The following is a 14,897-nucleotide window of genomic DNA, read 5'->3' as shown; positions in this document are numbered from 1 at the left end:
TCTCTTAAGAACGAGCCCCAAAAGCAAATGGCGGCCCAAACCTGAGCCGCCATGCTAAATCAAAGAAGGCCGCTCGAACAATTGGTCAAACGGACAATGTGCTAGAGGAAACTACTCCTGCACAGGTACCAAATTGACCGCAGAATGCTTGCCTCGTCGATCAACTTCTAGGTCAAACTCAAACCGTTCACCCTCGTTGATCTCGGTCAAACCTGAACGCTCAACCGCGCTGATGTGAACAAATGCGTCTGGCTCACCGTCATCACGTACGAGGAAGCCAAAACCCTTCATCGAATTGAAGAATTTGACAGTTCCTGTTGCCTTGTCACCGGTAAGCTCGCGCTTAGGTGGGCCAGCATCAGCTTTCTGAACTTCGATAACATCGCCGACGACTTGCAGGTCCTGCGCAGACACTTTGCCTCCGCGATCAACGAGGTTGAATTCAAGCTCTTGGCCTTCAGCCAAACCTTCGAGGCCAGCACGTTCAACGGCACTGATGTGCACGAACACATCTTCGCCGCCGCTTTCTTGCTGGATGAAGCCAAAGCCTTTTTGACCATTGAAGAACTTCACAGTTCCTTTCCCGGTTCCTACGACTTGAGCAGGCATGCGGTTAAAACCGCCACCGCCACCGCCACCGCCGGCACCGCCGCCGCTACCGCCTGGGCCGCCGCGTCCACCGCCGCCGCCGCCGCCGAAACGGTCACCGCCGCCTCCGCCGCCAAAGCGATCACCGCCGCCACCGCCGCCAAAGCGGTCGCCGCCACGGTCATTTCCGAAATCGCGCGGTGGGGAATATCCGTCACCGCCGCCAAATGGATCGAAGCTATCTTCGCCGAATCCGTCGCGCTTATCCCGGCCGCGTCGACGTCCCCTGTCGTATCCCATAACTGAGCATATACCTTATTACGCTGCCCAACTTCAAAGACGCCGACGACGAGGGCAACGAGCCGTATCAGACGTTGAGAGGGGTGCTAAAGAATCTGACCCCGCTCTTCCAATTTATCCACATAGCGCAGATAATCGCTGTTTGCGAACAATTTAAGCTGTTTACGGTCATTGTGTTAAAAATATGACCGAACCAGAGGTCAAATAGTGTTGCTAACGGGGTCAATTGATGGCTTAGCGCAATCGAGCGAACAGAGCGTAGCTGAGCAAATGGGAACGGAGCGGGGATACTGTGCCAGATTTCAAACCACTTTCCGAAACGGTATTTGCCAGCCCACAGATTGAGCTTCCCGATGTTGCGTTTGCGAAAACCAGCGGGGTGACAACAATAGTCAATAATCGCCCAGATGGGGAGGAACCGAGCGCTCCGCAAAGTCAGGCGATTGAAGCAGAGGCATTGGCCGCAGGCTTGGACTATATTTCCATTCCTATTGGACATTCTGGCTTTAGCGAAGTGCAGGTTGACGCCATGGTCGAAGCCATGAAAGGCGCCAAAGGCAGCATGCTTGCTTATTGCCGCTCCGGCACCCGCTCGACCTTTTTGTGGGCGCTGGCAAGCGCCAAAATGGGAGCCAATCCTGATGCGATCACTCAAGCCGCTCTGGCTGCGGGCTTTGATGTGAGCCCAGTTCGACCAATGATGGACATGCTAGCAACCCGTTAGGGCCTTCCTTGCTCTATCTTTCGATTGGTCCTCACGAATGGTAATTCCCCCTCTTCTTTTGCAGTTTCTTGTGTCGCTCACGGCAATTCTTGCGCTCTACGGACTTGCACGGATGCTAGGATTTGGAAGCAAGCCCAAGCTTGTCGATGAAGCTTCGGTCAGATTCGCAGCAGGCGAAGTCGAAGATGGTTTCGTCGCAGAGAGAATTGCAATTTCTAAGCCTGGCGATACAGCCCTCGCCCGCGATGCCAATGCACAGATCATGGTCATCAAACGGCACGGCAATCGTTTTGCCGGACGAATTCTCAGCGATCAAACTCTTGTCCGAGAAGAAGTCGCCGCAATCATTGTCGATTGCGGCGATACCCAGTTCGGCAGCGTGCGACTTTCCCTCGATCAACCCAGCATTTGGGTGGATGCGATCAACCGGTTATAGAGCAGAGCTGACATGCCAGACTTCTCCCCCACCCAATATGCCGTGCCATTTTTTGTGGTCGCCGTTCTTGCTGAGATGATTTGGGCACGACTGCGCAACCCAGCCGCCTATGAGCCTATGGATACACTGGTCAGCCTTGCCTTTGGGCTAGGCTCAACCGTGGCCGGGGCGCTGTTTGGCGGGTTTGCTGCTTATGTCTTCATCGAGGCCTATCAATTCCGCATCTTTGATATGGGGCCAGAATGGTGGAGCCTTTGGTGGGCTTGGCCGCTTTGCTTTGTGCTTGATGACCTCAAATATTATTGGGTTCACCGCGCAGGGCACCGGATCCGTTGGATGTGGGCAAGCCACGTCAATCACCACTCTTCCCAACATTACAACCTGTCCACCGCCTTGCGTCAAAGCTGGACCGGATCGTTTACCTTTGGGCTGCTTTTTGCACTGCCGCTGGTGCTTTTGGGCTTTCACCCGGTGATGATTGGAATTTGCAGCGGGCTTAACCTCGTCTATCAATTTTGGATCCACACAGAGGCGATTGATCGCATGCCGCGCTGGTTTGAGGCGGTGATGAACACGCCCAGTCACCACCGGGTCCATCACGCGACCAATCCGCGCTACCTTGACCGCAATTATGCAGGCGTTTTCATCATCTGGGACAAGATGTTTGGTACTTTCGAGGAAGAGCTGTCTGCGCGAGGTGGAGCAGAACCAATCCGCTATGGGATCGTCAAACAATTGGGCAGCTTCAATCTTCTCTACGCCGTCTTCCATGAATGGATCGGCATGGTGAGCGACATCTGGCGCAGCCCTTGGCGGCACAAACTCTCTTATCTTTTGCGCGAGCCCGGCTGGACGCATGACGGAAGCCGCGAGACCTCCGACACCATTCGTGCAAAGTGGCGCGAACGCCAAGAAGCGGCTGCGGCAACCGGGGTAAATCAAGTGGCAGATCGAAACCCGATTGCAGGCGCTGCGGAAGCTGCTAACTCTTCTATCTGAAGGAGAGATCATGGATAGTTTTGACTACATCGTCATTGGCGGTGGCAGCGGAGGAAGCGCGGTCGCCGGTAGATTGAGCGTCGATGGCACACGCCGAGTTTGCTTGTTGGAGGCGGGCGGGCACAACAACAATGTGCTGATCAAGACGCCCGGTTTCATGCCTTTCATCCGAAATTCGTCCAACTACAAATTTGATACGGTTCCCCAAAAAGGGTTGAACGGTCGGATCGGCTATCAACCGCGCGGCAAAGGCCTTGGTGGCTCATCCGCGATCAATGCGATGGTCTATATCCGTGGGAATCGATGGGACTATGACAATTGGGCCCAATTGGGTTGCTCGGGTTGGGCCTACGATGATGTCCTTCCCTATTTCCGAAAAGCGGAAAGCAATGAAAACGGCGCGAACGCATATCACGGCGGCGGCGGCCCGCTCTTTGTTTCGAACCAGCGAGGCACAAACCCGGCAAGCCATGCTTTTGTAGAAGCCGCCGGCGAGCTGCAGCTAAAGCGCAATGAGGACTTCAATGGCGAGGACCAAGACGGATTTGGCCTCTACCAAGTGACCCAGCGCGATGGTGAGCGGTGGTCCGCAGCGCGCGCCTATGTCGAACCCATCCGTGAGCAAGGCAATATCGACATTCGCACCAACACTTTGGTTGAAAAACTCGTCGTGGAAGACGGGCGGGTCACTGGTGTTCAAATTCGTCGCGGCAAAAAATCGGAGACGATCCGTGCCCGCCGCGGTGTGGTGCTATCTGCTGGTGCGTTCAATTCGCCACAAATCCTGATGCTTTCCGGGATTGGTCCCGCAGATCATTTGAAGGAGCAGGGTATCGAGGTGGTCCTCGACAAGCCTGCCGTTGGAACAAACCTGCAAGACCACATTGACTACGTGTCGGGCTGGGAAACCGAAAGCGATGTGCCCATCGGGGGAACGCTCAAAGGAACACTCCAAATGGCAGCTGCGGTGATCGAACATCGGCGCAAGCGCACGGGCCGTATGACCACGCCTTACGCCGAGGGGGGCGGTTTCTGGACTGTGACCGAAGGAGCGCCTGCGCCAGATGTGCAATGGCACTTTGTTCCAGCAGTCCTTGAAGATCACGGGCGCGAACGGGTTAACGCCCACGGGTTTTCGCTTCATGCATGCGTACTGCGCCCAGAGAGCCACGGCAGCGTTCGGCTTGGCTCAAATGACGCGGCCGCAGCTCCGGTTATTGATCCTAACTTTCTGGATGACGACCGCGATATTGCAGTGATGCGCGCAGGGGTCAGGCTTTCTCACCGGATTGCAGATGCACCTGCATTGCAGGCCTTCGGCCCAACCGACCGCCACCCTGTCGACTTGAATGATGATGAAGCGCTCGATCACCTGATCCGGGAACGCTCGGATTCGGTGTATCACCCTGTTGGCACCTGCCGCATGGGTGCTGATGATGATGCGGTCGTCGACGCCACGCTCAAAATGCGCGGCCTCGAGGGTTTGTGGATCGCCGATGCGAGCATCATGCCGAAGCTTGTTAGCGGCAACACCAACGCGCCCAGCATCATGATTGGTGAACGCTGCGCAGACTTTATCAAAGCTGCCGAGAACGCTTAACCGTCTGCCGGAACAACTTAGCAAAAAAGAGGCCGGAGCAGCCACGCCGCTCCGGCCTTCGCTAGTTTGATTGTTCGCAGGAGGAACATTGGTTGGCGGGAGAAGAGTGGGAGAGGAGAGAGATACTCCGCCCCCGCCAAACTGGGTGTTAGTTGTAGGCGCGTTCGCCGTGTTCAGCGATGTCGAGCCCGTCGACTTCGGTTTCTTCATCGACCCGAAGACCGACCGTCAGCTTCACGACGTAGCCAGCGATCAAAGTGCCGATGCCAGCCCAAGCGATTGTGACAAGAACGCCCTCAATCTGGATCAAAAGCTGCGCTCCGATTGACGCCGCGTCTTCGCCAGCAGGGCCGCCGAGGAATGCCTGATAGACAACCCCGGTACCGATCGCGCCGACGATCCCGCCAACGCCGTGAATGCCGAAGGCATCAAGTGAGTCATCGAAGCCGAACTTCGCTTTCAACTTAGAAACCGCGAAGTAGCAGACAATTGACGAGAGAATGCCGAGCAGAATCGCGCCGAATGGCCCTGCGTTACCAGCGGCTGGTGTGACAGCGACAAGGCCAGCGATCACACCCGAGCAAAAGCCGAGCGCCGAACCCTTATGGCCTGCGAGACGTTCGACAACCATCCAGGTCAGAGCGCCTGCTGCGGTAGCGACGAAGGTGTTGATCATTGCAAGACCAGCTGAACCGTCCGCCTCAAGCGCAGAGCCAGCGTTAAAGCCGAACCAGCCAACCCACAGGAGACCTGTACCGACCATAGTCAGCGTGAGGCTGTGCGGAGGCATTGGCTCTTGCGGGTAACCGCGGCGCTTGCCGAGGAGATAGGCAAGCACAAGACCCGATACACCGGCGTTGATGTGCACCACCGTACCGCCAGCAAAGTCCAGAGCACCAGCTGCAAACAGAAGGCCGTCGCCCGCCCACACCATGTGCGCGATCGGGAAATAGACGATTGTCAGCCAGATCGGCACAAACATCATTACCGCACTGAACTTCATACGTTCAGCGGTCGAGCCCAGGATCAGTGCCGCTGTGATGGCTGCAAAGGTCATTTGGAAACTGATGAACACATATTTCGAGATAACCTCGTCAGTGAACGTCGCAGCTGTGCTGCTCATGTCAGTACCAGCTAGGAAATAGCTGCCACCAGAGATGAACGAGCCCAAAGTGCCCTCGTAAGACGTGTCACCAAACGCGAGGGAGTAGCCCCACATCACCCAAACCAGCATGGCAAGACATGCTGTCGCGCCAATCTGTGTCATGGTGGAGAGCATGTTCTTGGAACGGGTAAGACCGCCATAGAACAGCGTGAGACCAGGGATAATCATGAGCAGGACAAGAATTGTCGCCGTCATCATCCAAGCGTTATTGCCCGGATTAGGAATTGCTGCGGCAGCCTCAGCTACCGGCGCTGCCAAGGCAGGCTGAGCCAGAAGGCCCAGTCCAAGGCCAACAGCGGTGATTTTGGAGAGAGTGGATTTCATTTTTCTTAGTCCCTCAGATCAAAGCGCGGTTTCGCCGGCTTCGCCGGTACGAATGCGCGTTGCGGATGCAAGGTCGAGCACGAAGATTTTGCCATCGCCGATTGCCTCGGTGTTGGCCGTTTGCTGGATCGTCTCAACAACTTGAGCAGCGACATCGTCGCTGGCTGCGATCTCTAACTTCACTTTCGGAAGCATGTTGGTGGAGTACTCGGCTCCGCGATAAATCTCTGTTTGACCTTTTTGACGGCCAAAACCTTTGACCTCTGAAACGGTCATTCCAGCGACACCGATAGCGCCCAATGCTTCGCGCACCTCATCGAGCTTAAATGGTTTTATGATGGCGATGATGAACTTCATCCTTGCCCCCTTTATGGTTCCAGCCGGCCAATCCGGCTCGCTGGAACACATAGCAAGGAGCGTGCCATTTATTGCGGAAGGAACCTTACGTAGAGGAATCGGGACAGAAACACGCCTTAGAGTCATGCAAATTGTGCAGTTGCACAAATTTGCATGCCTCAAAATTAGTCGTTTGCCTATTTTTTAGGCACAATCGTTCGCTTGGTGCCTGTTTGTCGGGGGAGGCGTAACAATCTAACGGGTATCAGGAATCGCCAGCAATATAACGCTGTGTTGGCCGAACGGGTAGGCCATCAATGCTTGAAGTGCGACCCGCCATCTTTGCTTCCCATTCGGCTGGATCTGACTGTCGGTGTGCCTTCTGGAGCGTATTGCGCTCACCTTCGAGTGTCATGAACGGGATGCCCCAACCACATGAAGTCTGCACGCTTTCAACATCAATCACGAAGATCTGCCGAGTGCCCGGAAGCAAGGTGAAGTTTGCCGCCAACTTCTCCCACTCTTCATCTTGCGGCAAAACCGGGCGACCTTTGCCATAGATACGCAAAATCAGTGCAGGCTGCTGGAAGTTGCAGAACATGATGGTGATCCGACCTTTATCAGGCTGATCGGCCATCACATGAGCATGGGTTTCATTGCCCGACCCACCCAGATCGAGATAGGCCGCTTGCTTTGCCGAAAGGACGCGGAAAGCGTCATAACCTTTAGGGCTCAGATTGATCCGTCCGTCGGTTGCCGCAGTCGCGACAAAGAAGACCGCCTGCGCCTCGATCATGGCCACATGTTTTTCGTTCAACCCGTCGAAAAATTCAGCCATCAGTCCATACCCTTGCCAACAGTTGCTCTTACGGGAACATTCGAGAGGTCCACGCCATCGAGGCAGAAAACATTAATGCCCACAAAACCGGGAGTTACACGCTTTCTATGAAAGGGATATATCCCGCAATTGGAGCAAAAGAAATGCCGAGCGGTCATTGTGTGAAACTTGTATTCTGACAGTGTCCCTTCGCCTGCAATCAGCTCGAAATCAGTCTCATGGACTTTTACCATCACCGCATTCTTGCGAACACAAATTGAGCAATCGCAGGTTGTAAGCTCTGGGAAATTGGTTGTGATAGCAAACTTAACCGCGCCGCAATGACAGCTCCCCTCATACCTCTGTCTTGGACGCGATGTGCTCACAGAAATTCTCGAAGGACCGACATGAACCTGTCGAACTGATCATGGTGGAGCCAGTGGCCTGCCTCTTCAAATTCAATCACGCTCGCAGTGTTGAAGTGCTTTAGGCGCCCGTCCTTCTCAGGGTTGGAGGCCCAGCTCTTTTCTCCATAAAGCAGCAGGGTCGGGCATGCGATTGCGCCCCAAACCGCCTCCATAAACTCGTCTGCAACGTCTTCGACCTGCCACACATTAAGGTGCGGGTCGAATTTCCAGCTATATGTGCCGTCTTCGTTGCGATTGACCCCGTGGATCGTGAGATGGCGCGCCTGCTCCTCGGTGAGGTAAGAGTTTTCCTCAATCATCCGGGCAAAGGCGGCTTCGATGCTCTCATACTTACGCGGGGTGCGCCCAGCGGCCTTGCGCTTCTTCTCGATCCATTCACGCATGCGCTCTGGATAAGGCGTTTTGCGTTGTTCTTCCTTCCACTCGGACGATGGGCCAAGACCTTCGATCGCAACCAGCTTTGTCACCATATCGGGGAACATGCCGGTGTAGCGTAGCGCCACATTTCCGCCCATGGAGTGGGAGATGATTGTGACAGGGCCCCGCCCAAGCTGATGCACCAATTGCGCAAGGTCATAGACCATATCATTGGATGTGTAATTGCCATCAGACACCCACTCGCTGTCACCGTGCCCACGATGATCCATCGCAACGACATGATAGTCTTTCGCAAGCTCTTCAGCCGTCCAATCCCAGCTGCGCGCATGATCGCGGCCACCATGAACCAAAACAAGTGGCGGCGCGTCGTGATTGCCCCAATCGACATAATTCAATTTAAGACGTTGGGAGATAAAGCTTTGAGAGGTGGGGCCTATGGAGGTCATAGCCAACGGCTTTGCGCCAGAGCGTTGCGCGATGCAAGGCTGAATGGGCGTGTTCCGCGCGTATCATACAGCACCCAAAGGTCACTCAAATGCAGCGACCAGACGGTATGTCACTTTGTATTCACTACGGTCCCCGTTGAGGGTGACCGTGTGGACACCTGCCGTTTGCGCAAGTTGAACCGAACCGATCAGATCATGCCCGCCGATATCATCGAATTCCATAACCTGGAAACTGGCATCGGATTCAAAAACGAAGTCGCCTTTTGGCTCCCAAACATCGCCCTTCTTGACCCGGAAGGAATCTCCCTTGCCCTCTGGAAAGCGCGAACCGTCGGAAAATTCGATAAAAAGGTTATCCGGCTGCCCAAAAAAGCCCGTCAGCTTGATCGTTTCGATCGTGACATCGGTCACCCGCACCGATCTTCCAGACAAGGTGAGCTGCGCCGTCGAAGCGCCAGCTACGAGCACACCAGTGTTTTCGCGCACCAGATAGACTGGCGTGCCGGTGATGCTGGCGCTGATAAAGGGACGCTGCTGACCGTCAGTAATGGAAAGCACGTCGTCACGCACCAAGCCGCCCAGCAGCTGCACTGGCACATCGGGTTCAGGCAGTCGGCGCGCTAAAGACTCGGCAAAGGGAGAATTGTTTCCCTCCTCGCCATCGCTTGCGGTTTGTCCCGGAGCAGCTGCGTAAATAACGAGCACATCATCAGCCTCCACACCAACCAGCCCGCGCGTCACCGCGCGAGAGCCCGAGTTCCAAGTGCGCCCGAACGGATTGTTGCGACATGCATCAAGAACAGCAATTCGAACCTGCGCGCCCGACAAGGATTGCATCACCAAATCAAGATCAATGCTCTCATAGGGAAGGTCGAGCGCCGCCTCTAACTTAGCATCGGTCGGGATCAGCCAGTTTTTGCCGCTTCCCTCAATGCCATGTCCAGCAAAATAGACCATCGCCACATCCGCGCCGTCTGCCTTCTGGCGAAACTCACGGAGGGCGGCACGGAAACCATCAACGCCCAGATTGTTGCCAACGACAACGTCCTCAAAACCAGCGTCTCTTGCCGCGCTAGCGATCAGTGTCGCATCATTACCAGCATTGGGTAGTTGCCCTGTGTATTCGTAATTGGAGTTGCCAATGATCAGCGCCACTTTGCGCGCCTGCGCGGGCGCTGCAAAAGTCAAAGTTGCCAGAAAGACAAGGAAAAACGCGTTTCTGGAAAAAAGATGCCGCCCCATATACTCCCCCCGTTGTATTGGAGGATGCTAGACTATTGGGCCAAATCGGTCAAAATCGCTCAAGTAACGCGGTGTTTTATCGCTCTTTTGTCGCCGAGAAAGTCAGCTCTGGATTTTTCTCAACCTGATAATTCACGTCCCAAGGTGACTTGGCCATAAAGACAAGATCACCGTCCCGGTCGCGGGCCAAATTGGCGCGGTTGAAGCCTTCAAACTCATCCAGCAGTTTTGCATCACCTTTAAGCCAGCGGGCGGTCGCGAAAGGCGAAGCCTCAAGCGCTGCCTCGACCTTATATTCAGCCGAAAGACGCGAGATAAGCACGTCCAGTTGGAGCTGTCCGACAACGCCAACGATATGCTGCGCGCCGATCTCAGGATAGAATACCTGGATTACGCCTTCTTCGGAAAGGTCATCGAGCGCTTTGCGAAGCTGTTTGGTTTTGGTCGGGTCTTTCAATTGCACCCGGCGCAAGATCTCCGGCGCGAAGTTGGGAAGCCCTGTGAAACGCAGCTGGTTCTTTTCGGAAAGCGTATCGCCGACACGCAAGGTTCCGTGGTTGGGGATGCCGATGATGTCACCTGCTTCGGCTGTGTCTGCGATCTCCCGGTCTTGCGCAAAGAACAGGATGGGTGAGTGGATCGCAATCGGTTTACCCAGCCCAGACGGCGTCAGCTTCATACCGCGCTTAAACGTGCCCGATACCTGGCGCATAAAGGCAATACGGTCACGGTGGTTGGGGTCCATGTTGGCCTGAACCTTGAAGATGAAGCCTGAAACTTCATTGTGATCGGGCTCAATCTGTTCTCCGCCAGCAGGCTGCGCACGCGGCGGCGGAGCGATCTGAGCAATGGCTTCGATCAGCTCAGTGACGCCAAAGTTCTTAAGCGCAGAGCCGAAGTACACAGGGGTCAAATCGCCGCTGCGATAGGCCTCTAGGTCAAATTCGGGATAGCCGACCTGTGCGAGCTCCGCCTCTTCGGCGAACTCAGGGGGGATTTCTGGATTGGCGTCGCGCTTGCCGAGAAATTCCTTGGACGGGCCTTCCGGGCGACTGACTTCGCCGGTAGCGAAATCAAGGATGCCCTCAAACTGTCCGCCCATGCCTATGGGCCAGCCTTGAGGGCTAACATCGAGCGCGAGCATATCGGCCACTTCGTCCAATGTCTCAAACGGATCGCGGCCCTCACGGTCGACCTTATTGACGAAGGTGATGATCGGCACATTGCGCAGGCGGCAGACCTCAAAAAGCTTGCGTGTCTGCGGCTCAATGCCTTTCGCAGCGTCGATTACCATGACTGCGGAGTCCACCGCGGTCAGAGTGCGATAGGTATCTTCGGAAAAATCCTCGTGACCCGGCGTATCCAGCAGATTGAAGGTCACGCCCTGCCGTTCAAACGTCATCACCGAGGAAGTAACCGAGATGCCGCGTTGCTGCTCGATCTTCATCCAGTCAGAACGCGCGCGCCTTTGGTCGCCGCGCGCCTTAACCTCGCCCGCCAAGTGGATCGCCCCGCCTTGCAGGAGGAGCTTCTCGGTAAGCGTGGTTTTACCGGCGTCAGGGTGCGAGATGATCGCGAAGGTGCGTCTGTTGGACATGGGAAGATCAGCGCCCGGGGTTACCCCCTCAGCTCAGCCCCCAGTTTCGTTGCCGCGCCGACAACTGTATCGGCAATGGCCTTCAGTTCTTTGTCTTTAAAGCTCTTTTCCTGCGGTTGCAGCGTCACTTCGATCGCGATCGATTTCTGCCCGTCGGGCACGCCTTCACCGGTGAATACGTCAAAGACACGCGCGGCGGTGATGTTCACCTTGTCCGAACCGCGCACCGATTTGAGCAAATCCTCAGCCGCAAGATCAGCAGGCACCAAGAACGCAAAATCACGCGTCACCGCTTGCAGTGCAGGCGGGGTAAAGCTCGGCCGGGCAAAGCTCGCCGGCCCCTTACTCGCTTTCTTCGCCGGGATGGCATCGAGGAACAGCTCAACTGCCGCCACCGGTCCATCCATATCAAACGCCTTGAGCGTTGCAGGGTGGACCATGCCAAAACGGGCAAGGACGTTCTTAGGACCAAGGCGCAAGGTGGCCGATTGGCCCGGGTGGAATTGATCCCCTGCCTCACCCATCACCATCAAGCGAGCCGTTGGAGCCCCTGCTGCTTCGAGCAGCGTCAACGCAGCCGCTTTTGCGTCATAGGCGTCAATGCTGACCGCTTTGCCATTTGCCCAGCCGCGCGCGGTTTTCTCACCTGCCAGCACGATGCCAAGGGTCGCCCGCTCATCGCTCGCGCCGCCTTTTCCTTTGAAATATCGACGGCCCAGCTCGAACACACGCGTGGCTCCTGCACCGCGATCAGCATTGCGTTTAGCAGCCAGCAACAATCCCGGCACAAGCGAAGGCCGCATGACTTTCATGTCTTCGCTAATCGGATTGCTGAGCTTCCAAAGGTCATCAGTCGCGGTGAAGTGTTCGGCAACATCCTCGGGCAAGAACGACCAAGTGATCGCCTCATCCAAACCGCTGCCAGCGGCCGCACGGCGCAATTTGCGCTCCAGCATTTGCTGCGGGCTGGCAGTTGGACGCGCAACGCCGTCCACGCGGGGAAGCGGCACGCTTTCGACCTTATCAAGGCCGTGAATGCGCACGACCTCTTCGACGAGGTCGGCTGGACCTTCGATATCATTACGGCGCAGCGGGCAAGTCACCTGCCAATCGCCCGCGACCTCAAAGCCAAGGCTTGTTAGAATTGTGCGCTGTTCGTCGTCCGAGACATCGACACCGCCCAAACGTTTGGTCAAAGCGGTATCGAATGCGACGACTTTCGCTTCACTCGGAGGGGAGCCTGCATGAACCGCCTCACTGGGCGAGCCGCCTGCGAGCTGCGTGATGAGCCCAGTCAACAGGTCCAGACCTTGGCCCAGAAACTCAGGATCAACACCGCGCTCAAAGCGTGTGCGTGCGTCTGTCGCAAGCCCAAGTTTGCGGCCCGTGACACCACTGCGGGCAGGGTCGAAGTAAGCGATCTCTAGGAGCACATCCTTGGTGTCATCTTGCACCCCGGTATCCTCGCCGCCCATGATGCCGCCGATCCCAAGGACCTTTGCATCATCGGCAATGACCGTCATCGTCTCATCGAGGGTGTAGGTCTTTTCGTTGAGCGCCAGCACTTCCTCACCAGCAACAGCGCTGCGGGCGAAAATCGCACCTTCAAGCTTCGCCAGATCGTAGACGTGCGAAGGGCGGCCAAAGGCCAGCATCAGATAGTTGGTGAGGTCGACCAAAAGCGAGATTGGCTTTTGCCCAGCCGACTTCAAACGCGCTTGCATCCAGTCAGGCGAAGGGCCGTTTTTAACATCCTTGATAACGCGGCCAAAGAATGCGGGGCACCCTTTGGCATCGTCTGTGCGAATGTCGACGGGACACGCGCCAGAGGCTTCGAACTTTGGCAATGCGATAGGTTTAAGCGTGCCCAAACCAGCGGCCGCCAGATCGCGGGCAATGCCGTAAACGCCCATGCAATCGGGACGGTTAGGTGTGATCGCCACTTCGATGATGGGTGAGGAAGCTTGGAAATCGGCAAAGCTGTGACCAACGCTTGCATCCTCTGGCAATTCGATAATGCCGTCGTGATCTTCGCCAAGGTCAAGCTCGCGCGCCGAACACATCATGCCGGTGCTCTCAACCCCGCGAATAGCCGCTTTGCGCAGCTCCATCCCGTTGGACGGTACAACCGCGCCGGGAAGACCCAGAACGCCCTTCATGCCAGCGCGCGCATTGGGAGCGCCGCAGACAACCTGCACCGGATCGCCTTCACCTGTATCAACGCTAAGGACCTGAAGCTTATCGGCATCCGGGTGCTTTGCAGCCGTCAGGACATATGCCACGCGGAAACCGGCGAGAAGTTCGCTAGGGTCTTCAACACCCTCAACCTCAAGCCCGATCGCGTTGAGAGCATCGGTGATCTCTTGAAGGCTCGCCTCGGTTTCGAGGTGATCTTTCAGCCAAGTTAGTGAGAACTTCATGGCCTTACCCCCACACCAGCAGAAAGCGTCGGTTGATCATAGGGTGAGAAGCCATAGTGATTTAGCCAGCGCGGATCGCCGTCAAAGAAGGCGCGCAAATCGTTCATCCCGTATTTGAGCATAGCAATCCGGTCGATGCCGAGGCCAAAGGCGAACCCTTGGTATTTGTCAGCGTCGATGCCAGCAAATTCGAGCACGCGGGCGTTGACCATCCCGCTGCCGCCAAGTTCCATCCAATCATGGCCCGGCGCATCGCCGTGGCCCCCCACAACGCGGCGGTCTCCTTCGTTGGAGTAACCTACATCCACTTCGACCGAAGGCTCAGTGAAGGGGAAGTAGGATGGGCGCAGGCGCAACACGATATCTTCTCGTTCAAAGAAGGCTTTGAAGAAGGTCTCCAGGGTCCATTTGAGGTGACCGAGGTGAATGTCTTCATCCACCACAAGCCCTTCGACCTGATGGAACATCGGCGTGTGGGTCGCATCGCTGTCAGAGCGGTACACACGGCCCGGCGCGATCAAGCGGATTGGCGCGCCTTGGGCCTTCATCGAGCGGATTTGCACCGGCGATGTGTGCGTCCTGAGGAGCATCGACGCGCCATCTTCTGCCTTGTCCGGGAAATAGAACGTGTCGTGCATCGCGCGCGCAGGATGGCTTTCATCCATATTGAGCGCGGTAAAATTGTGCCAGTCGTCCTCAATCTCTGGACCGGTGGCAACTGAGAAGCCAAGGTCGGCAAAAATCTCGGCCAACTCGTCCATTACTTGGCTGACCGGGTGGATCGATCCCTTAGGTTGATCGGGCGCAGGAAGCGTCAGGTCTATCGTTTCACTGGCAAGCTGCGCTTCAAGCGCGGCCGTTTCCAGTTCCGCCTTCTTGGCATCGATCGCCTCTGCCACTTCGCCGCGCACAGCCTGGATCGCAGGCGCTGCTTCTTTGCGCTCATCCGGGCTCATCTGGCCAAGCGTCTTGAGCGCTAAGCTCACCCAGCCTTTTTTGCCCAGAGCGCCCACGCGCTGTTCTTCTAGTGCGTCGAGGTTGGTTGCCGCGCTAATGGCGGCAAGGGCTGCCTGCTTTTGATCTGTCAATTCGGTCAT

14 protein-coding genes are annotated in these 14,897 nt (G+C 56.2%); 4 read left to right on the top strand and 10 right to left on the bottom strand.

What is annotated here, in order from left to right:
• Positions 1-111: 111 nt before the first annotated feature.
• Complete coding sequence (locus ABJ205_RS09930; RefSeq protein WP_348158997.1) at positions 112-888, bottom strand: cold-shock protein; 777 nt, start codon at positions 886-888, stop codon at positions 112-114.
• Between the two features lie 292 nt (positions 889-1,180).
• Between ABJ205_RS09930 and ABJ205_RS09925 the strand changes: the two genes are divergently transcribed.
• From ABJ205_RS09925 to ABJ205_RS09910, 4 genes are read left to right on the top strand one after another with little or no spacing between them, the layout of a single operon-like run.
• Positions 1,181-1,612, top strand: coding sequence for a TIGR01244 family sulfur transferase (locus ABJ205_RS09925; RefSeq protein WP_348158996.1), 432 nt, complete (start codon positions 1,181-1,183; stop codon positions 1,610-1,612).
• Positions 1,613-1,649: 37 nt separating this feature from the next.
• Entirely contained in the window at positions 1,650-2,048 is a 399-nt protein-coding gene (locus ABJ205_RS09920; RefSeq protein ID WP_348158995.1) for a hypothetical protein, read from the top strand.
• 12 nt (positions 2,049-2,060) lie between these two features.
• Entirely contained in the window at positions 2,061-3,047 is a 987-nt protein-coding gene (locus ABJ205_RS09915; RefSeq protein WP_348158993.1) for a sterol desaturase family protein, read from the top strand.
• Between the two features lie 10 nt (positions 3,048-3,057).
• On the top strand, positions 3,058-4,647 hold the full coding sequence (locus ABJ205_RS09910; RefSeq protein WP_348158991.1) for a GMC family oxidoreductase N-terminal domain-containing protein: 1,590 nt from the start codon (positions 3,058-3,060) through the stop codon (positions 4,645-4,647).
• Between the two features lie 148 nt (positions 4,648-4,795).
• Here ABJ205_RS09910 and ABJ205_RS09905 read toward each other — a convergent pair whose 3' ends face one another.
• From ABJ205_RS09905 to pheS, 9 genes are all read right to left on the bottom strand, one after another.
• Complete coding sequence (locus tag ABJ205_RS09905) at positions 4,796-6,136, bottom strand: ammonium transporter (RefSeq protein ID WP_348158989.1); 1,341 nt, start codon at positions 6,134-6,136, stop codon at positions 4,796-4,798.
• An 18-nt stretch (positions 6,137-6,154) separates the two neighbouring features.
• Complete coding sequence (locus ABJ205_RS09900) at positions 6,155-6,493, bottom strand: P-II family nitrogen regulator (RefSeq protein WP_348158987.1); 339 nt, start codon at positions 6,491-6,493, stop codon at positions 6,155-6,157.
• Positions 6,494-6,737: 244 nt separating this feature from the next.
• Positions 6,738-7,310, bottom strand: coding sequence for a pyridoxamine 5'-phosphate oxidase family protein (locus ABJ205_RS09895; RefSeq protein ID WP_348158985.1), 573 nt, complete (start codon positions 7,308-7,310; stop codon positions 6,738-6,740).
• Positions 7,310-7,675: a GFA family protein gene (locus ABJ205_RS09890; RefSeq protein ID WP_348158983.1), complete on the bottom strand. Its 366-nt coding sequence runs from the start codon at positions 7,673-7,675 to the stop codon at positions 7,310-7,312. Before ABJ205_RS09890 ends, ABJ205_RS09895 begins: the two co-directional genes overlap by 1 nt.
• Positions 7,672-8,541: an alpha/beta hydrolase gene (locus tag ABJ205_RS09885; protein ID WP_348158981.1), complete on the bottom strand. Its 870-nt coding sequence runs from the start codon at positions 8,539-8,541 to the stop codon at positions 7,672-7,674. The genes ABJ205_RS09890 and ABJ205_RS09885 overlap by 4 nt, the downstream gene beginning before the upstream one ends.
• 81 nt (positions 8,542-8,622) lie before the next feature.
• Positions 8,623-9,783 carry a caspase family protein gene (locus tag ABJ205_RS09880; RefSeq protein ID WP_348158979.1) on the bottom strand — a complete coding sequence of 387 codons (1,161 nt, stop codon included), beginning with the start codon at positions 9,781-9,783 and terminating at the stop codon, positions 8,623-8,625.
• 76 nt (positions 9,784-9,859) lie between these two features.
• A complete protein-coding gene (locus ABJ205_RS09875) occupies positions 9,860-11,380 on the bottom strand; it encodes a peptide chain release factor 3 (protein WP_348158977.1) in 1,521 nt (506 codons plus the stop codon).
• Between the two features lie 20 nt (positions 11,381-11,400).
• Positions 11,401-13,800, bottom strand: coding sequence for a phenylalanine--tRNA ligase subunit beta (gene pheT / locus ABJ205_RS09870; protein ID WP_348158976.1), 2,400 nt, complete (start codon positions 13,798-13,800; stop codon positions 11,401-11,403).
• The gene (pheS, locus tag ABJ205_RS09865; RefSeq protein WP_348158974.1) at positions 13,797-14,897 is read right to left on the bottom strand and encodes a phenylalanine--tRNA ligase subunit alpha; all 1,101 of its coding nucleotides are present in this window, start codon (positions 14,895-14,897) and stop codon (positions 13,797-13,799) included. Before pheS ends, pheT begins: the two co-directional genes overlap by 4 nt.

It is taken from the genome of Erythrobacter sp., from assembly GCF_039988855.1.
Taxonomy (GTDB): Bacteria; Pseudomonadota; Alphaproteobacteria; order Sphingomonadales; family Sphingomonadaceae; genus Erythrobacter.
Note: the sequence above shows the minus strand (reverse complement) of the source record. Positions and strands in the feature narration are given on the sequence as shown.

Excerpts from the sequence above, each read along its gene's own strand:
- ABJ205_RS09930 (WP_348158997.1), bottom strand. The coding sequence starts at position 888 with ATGGGATACGACAGGGGACGTCGACGCGGCCGGGATAAGCGCGACGGA.
- ABJ205_RS09920 (WP_348158995.1), top strand. The coding sequence starts at position 1,650 with ATGGTAATTCCCCCTCTTCTTTTGCAGTTTCTTGTGTCGCTCACGGCA.
- ABJ205_RS09915 (WP_348158993.1), top strand. The coding sequence starts at position 2,061 with ATGCCAGACTTCTCCCCCACCCAATATGCCGTGCCATTTTTTGTGGTC.
- ABJ205_RS09910 (WP_348158991.1), top strand. The coding sequence starts at position 3,058 with ATGGATAGTTTTGACTACATCGTCATTGGCGGTGGCAGCGGAGGAAGC.
- ABJ205_RS09905 (WP_348158989.1), bottom strand. The coding sequence starts at position 6,136 with ATGAAATCCACTCTCTCCAAAATCACCGCTGTTGGCCTTGGACTGGGC.
- ABJ205_RS09900 (WP_348158987.1), bottom strand. The coding sequence starts at position 6,493 with ATGAAGTTCATCATCGCCATCATAAAACCATTTAAGCTCGATGAGGTG.
- ABJ205_RS09895 (WP_348158985.1), bottom strand. The coding sequence starts at position 7,310 with ATGGCTGAATTTTTCGACGGGTTGAACGAAAAACATGTGGCCATGATC.
- ABJ205_RS09885 (WP_348158981.1), bottom strand. The coding sequence starts at position 8,541 with ATGACCTCCATAGGCCCCACCTCTCAAAGCTTTATCTCCCAACGTCTT.
- ABJ205_RS09880 (WP_348158979.1), bottom strand. The coding sequence starts at position 9,783 with ATGGGGCGGCATCTTTTTTCCAGAAACGCGTTTTTCCTTGTCTTTCTG.
- ABJ205_RS09875 (WP_348158977.1), bottom strand. The coding sequence starts at position 11,380 with ATGTCCAACAGACGCACCTTCGCGATCATCTCGCACCCTGACGCCGGT.
- pheT (WP_348158976.1), bottom strand. The coding sequence starts at position 13,800 with ATGAAGTTCTCACTAACTTGGCTGAAAGATCACCTCGAAACCGAGGCG.
- pheS (WP_348158974.1), bottom strand. The coding sequence starts at position 14,897 with ATGACCGAATTGACAGATCAAAAGCAGGCAGCCCTTGCCGCCATTAGC.